Genomic DNA, 4,116 nt, shown 5'->3' with positions numbered 1-4,116 from the left:
GTCCAACTCCGCGAGGACACCCCCGGCGACAAACGCCTCATCGCCTACATCGTCACCACCGACGACGTCAGCCCCGGCGCACTCCGCACCCACCTCACCGCACGCCTCCCCGACCACATGATCCCCGCCGCCACCATCACCCTCGACACCCTCCCGCTCACCGTCAACGGCAAGCTCGACCGCAACGCCCTCCCCGCACCCGACTACACCCCCACAACCACCTACCGAGCACCCGGCACCGACCGGGAGGCAGCCCTCTGCGAGGCGTTCGAGGAGGTTCTCGGCCTCGACCGGGTCGGGGTCGACGACGACTTCTTCGCCCTCGGCGGCCACTCCCTCCTCGCCGTCACCCTCATCGAGCGGGCACGGGAGCGGGGCGTGCAGGTGAGCATCCGTGCGCTGTTCGCCACGCCGACCGTGGCCGGCCTGGCAGCATCCCCCGGCGACCCGCGCGAGATCGCGGTCCCCCCGAACCTCATCCCCGCCGACGCCCGGGCCATCACGCCCGACATGCTCCCCCTCATCGACCTCACCACCGACGAACTCACCCGCATCACCGATGCGTTCCCCGGCGGCGCGGCCAACATCGCCGACATCTACCCCCTCGCACCACTCCAGGAAGGCATCCTCTTCCACCACCTCCTCACCACGGACGAGGCCTCCGACGACGTCTACCTCTCACCCACCACCCTCACCTTCGACAACCGCCACCTCCTCGACACCTTCCTCGACGCCCTCCAGCAGGTCATCGACCGCCACGACATCCTGCGCACCGCCGTCCTCTGGGAAGGACTCCCCGAACCCGTCCAGGTCGTCGCCCGCACCGCCCAACTCCCGGTACAGGAACACGAGGTCGGCGGCCTCACCGCCGGCCCCAACACCATCGACCTCACCCACCCCCCACTCCTCGACGCCCGCACCGCCCCCGAACCCGGCACCGACCGCTGGCTCCTCCACCTCCGCCGCCACCACCTGATCACCGACCACACCACACTCGAAGTGCTGCTCACGGAGATCCGGACCATCCTGGCGGGCCACCGGGAGACGCTGCCGCGTCCGCTGCCGTTCCGCGACTTCGTCGCCCAGGCCCGCCTCGGCATCACCCGCGAGGAACACGAACGCTTCTTCACCGAACTGCTCGGCGACATCACCGAACCCACCGCACCCTTCGGCCTGCTCGACGTCCACGGCAACGCCACCGCACTCACCGAATCCACCCTCACCCTCACCCCCCGACTCGCCGACCGCATCAGAGAACAGACCCACCGACTCGGCGCCACCCCCGCCGCCGCCTTCCACCTCGCCTGGGCCCGCGTCCTCACCGCCACCACCAACCAGAACAACACCGTCTTCGGCACCGTCCTCCTCGGCCGCATGAACGCCGGCACCGGCGCCCACCGCGTCCCCGGACTCTTCATCAACACCCTCCCCGTCCGCGCACCCCACCCCACCACCACCGCCACCAACGCCCTCACCACCATCCACACCCAACTCACCGACCTCCTCACCCACGAACACGCCCCCCTCGCCCTCGCCCAACAGAACAGCGGCATCACCGACTCCACACCCCTCTTCACCACCCTCCTCAACTACCGCCACAGCGAGTCGCCCGGAGCCGGGGCCACGCCCGGCACCGGTCTGCCCGGCGTCGGGGTCACGCTCAGCCAGGAGTACACCAACTACCCGCTGACGGTGTCGGTGGACGATGTCGGCACCGGGTTCGCCCTCACCGCGCAGACGGTCAAGTCGATCGACGCCGCGTGGGTGTGCAGGCTTCTGAACACCGCTCTCGAAGGACTGGTCGACGCCCTGGAGCACGCTCCTGGGACCGCCCTCGGCGACATTGCCGTTCTGGGCGCGGAAGAGCGCCACCGGGTCCTCGCGGAGTGGGGCAGCGGCCGCAGCGCCGAGCCGGTGACCGGCTCACTGCCGGAACTGTTCGCCCGGCAGGTCGCACGGACACCCGACGCGGTCGCGGTGGTGTGCGGGGACACCGAGTTCACCTACGCACAGTTGGACGCCCGGGCCAACGGCCTCGCCCACAGGCTCCTCACGGAGGGCGTCGGGGCCGAGGACGCCGTCGCGGTACTGATGGAACGCTCGGCGGACCTGGTCGTCGCCCTGCTCGCCGTCCTCAAGGCCGGCGCCTGCTACGTCCCCCTCGACGCCCGCTACCCGCTCACCCACCGCCGCACCATCACCACCGAGACCGGCGCCACCGTCGTCCTCACCGACACCGCACTGCACCACCAGGCCACCGAACTGGGCCTCACGGTGCTCACCACCGACGCAGAGGCTTCACCCGACGCCCCTCAGGTGAACTGCCACGAACGGCAGCTGGCGTACGTGATGTACACCTCCGGCTCCACCGGCCGCCCCAAGGGCGTCGCCGTCACCCACCACGACATCACCACCCTCACCAACGACCACCGCTACACCAGCACGGCCACCGAACGCATCCTCCTCCACTCCCCCCACTCCTTCGACGCCTCCACCTTCGAACTCTGGGTCCCACTCCTCAACGGCGGCACCACCGTCGTCGCCCCACCCTGCGACCTCACCACCACCACCCTGGCCCGGGTGATCCCCCAGTACAACATCACCGCTCTGTGGCTCACGGCCGGACTGTTCGCACTCCTCGCCGACGACGACCCCGCCTGCCTGCGCGGCGTCCGACACCTCTGGACGGGCGGCGACGTCGTCTCCCCCGCCGCCGTCACCCGCGCCCTCGACGCCTGCCCCGGCCTCACCGTCACCAACGGCTACGGCCCCACCGAAACCACCACCTTCGCCACCACCCACCGGACCACGGGCACCGGAACCACCCTGCCGATCGGCCGCCCCCTCGACGGCATGCGCGCCTACGTCCTCGACACCCGCCTCCAGCCCGTGCCCACGGGTGTCACCGGCGAGCTCTACCTCGCCGGCCACGGCCTCGCCCGCGGCTACCTCGCACGCCCCGCCCTCACCGCCGAACGCTTCACCGCCGACCCCCACGGCACACCCGGCGAACGCATGTACCGCACCGGCGACCTCGCCCGCTGGAACCACCAAGGCGAACTGGAGTACGCCGGACGCGCCGACCAGCAGATCAAACTCCGCGGCTTCCGCATCGAACCCGGAGAGATCGAAGCCGCACTCACCCACCACCCCAACATCAACCAGGCCCACGTCCAACTCCGCGAAGACACCCCCGGCGACAAACGACTCACCGCCTACCTCGTCACCACCGGCGACCTCGACACAGACACCCTCCGCGCCGAACTCTCCACCGCACTGCCCGAGTACATGGTCCCCACCGCGTTCGTCACCCTCGACGCCTTCCCCCTCACCACCAACGGCAAGATCGACCGACGCGCCCTCCCCGCCCCCGACCACACCCCGCTCACCGGACGCACACCCCGCACACCCCGCACACCGCAGGAGCAGGTGCTGGCTGCCCTCTTCGCCGACGTCCTGTCAGTCTCGCGGGTCGGAATCGACGACAGCTTCTTCGCGCTCGGCGGTCACTCCCTCCTCGCCACCCGCCTGGTCAGCCGCATCCGCACCGCCCTCGGTGTCGAACTGCCGATCCGCGCGCTCTTCGAAGCCCCCACCGTCGCCACCCTGGCACGACGCCTGGACACCGTCGCGAGGGCCCGTCCCGCCCTGACCGCGGGTGCCCGACCCGATGCGCTGCCGCTGTCCTACGCCCAGCAACGCCTCTGGTTCCTCGCCGAACTCCAGGGCCCCGGCCCGACGTACAACATTCCGCTGGCTCTCGACCTCACCGGCCCCCTCCGGGTCGACGCCCTCGAAGCCGCGTTCCACGACGTGCTGGCACGCCACGAAGTCCTCCGCACCGTCTACCCCACCGTCGACGGTCGCCCGCAGCAGCAGGTACGCCCGACGGACTCCATGGGCACGCTTCTCTCCGTCGAACCGCACGACCCCGATTCGGTCGGCCGCGCCGCCGCGCACACCTTCGACCTCCGCAGCGAACTCCCGGTCCGTGCATGGCTTTTCACCAGAAGGCCGGACAAGCACACCCTGCTGGTGGTCGTCCACCACATCGCCGGCGACGGCTGGTCCATGGCACCGCTCGCCCGCGACCTCTCCACCGCCTACACCGCCCGC

At 70.6% G+C, this 4,116-nt stretch carries 1 protein-coding gene; it reads left to right on the top strand.

Features of this window, described 5'->3' with window-relative positions; all coding sequences use genetic code 11:
- The coding region (locus ACFCX4_RS35075) for an amino acid adenylation domain-containing protein (RefSeq protein ID WP_376151331.1) at positions 1–4,116 on the top strand (4,116 nt) is incomplete at both ends.

This window comes from Kitasatospora sp. NPDC056327 (assembly GCF_042261735.1).
Classification (GTDB): domain Bacteria; phylum Actinomycetota; class Actinomycetes; order Streptomycetales; family Streptomycetaceae; genus Kitasatospora.
This window is presented reverse-complemented; position numbering and strand designations above follow the sequence as displayed.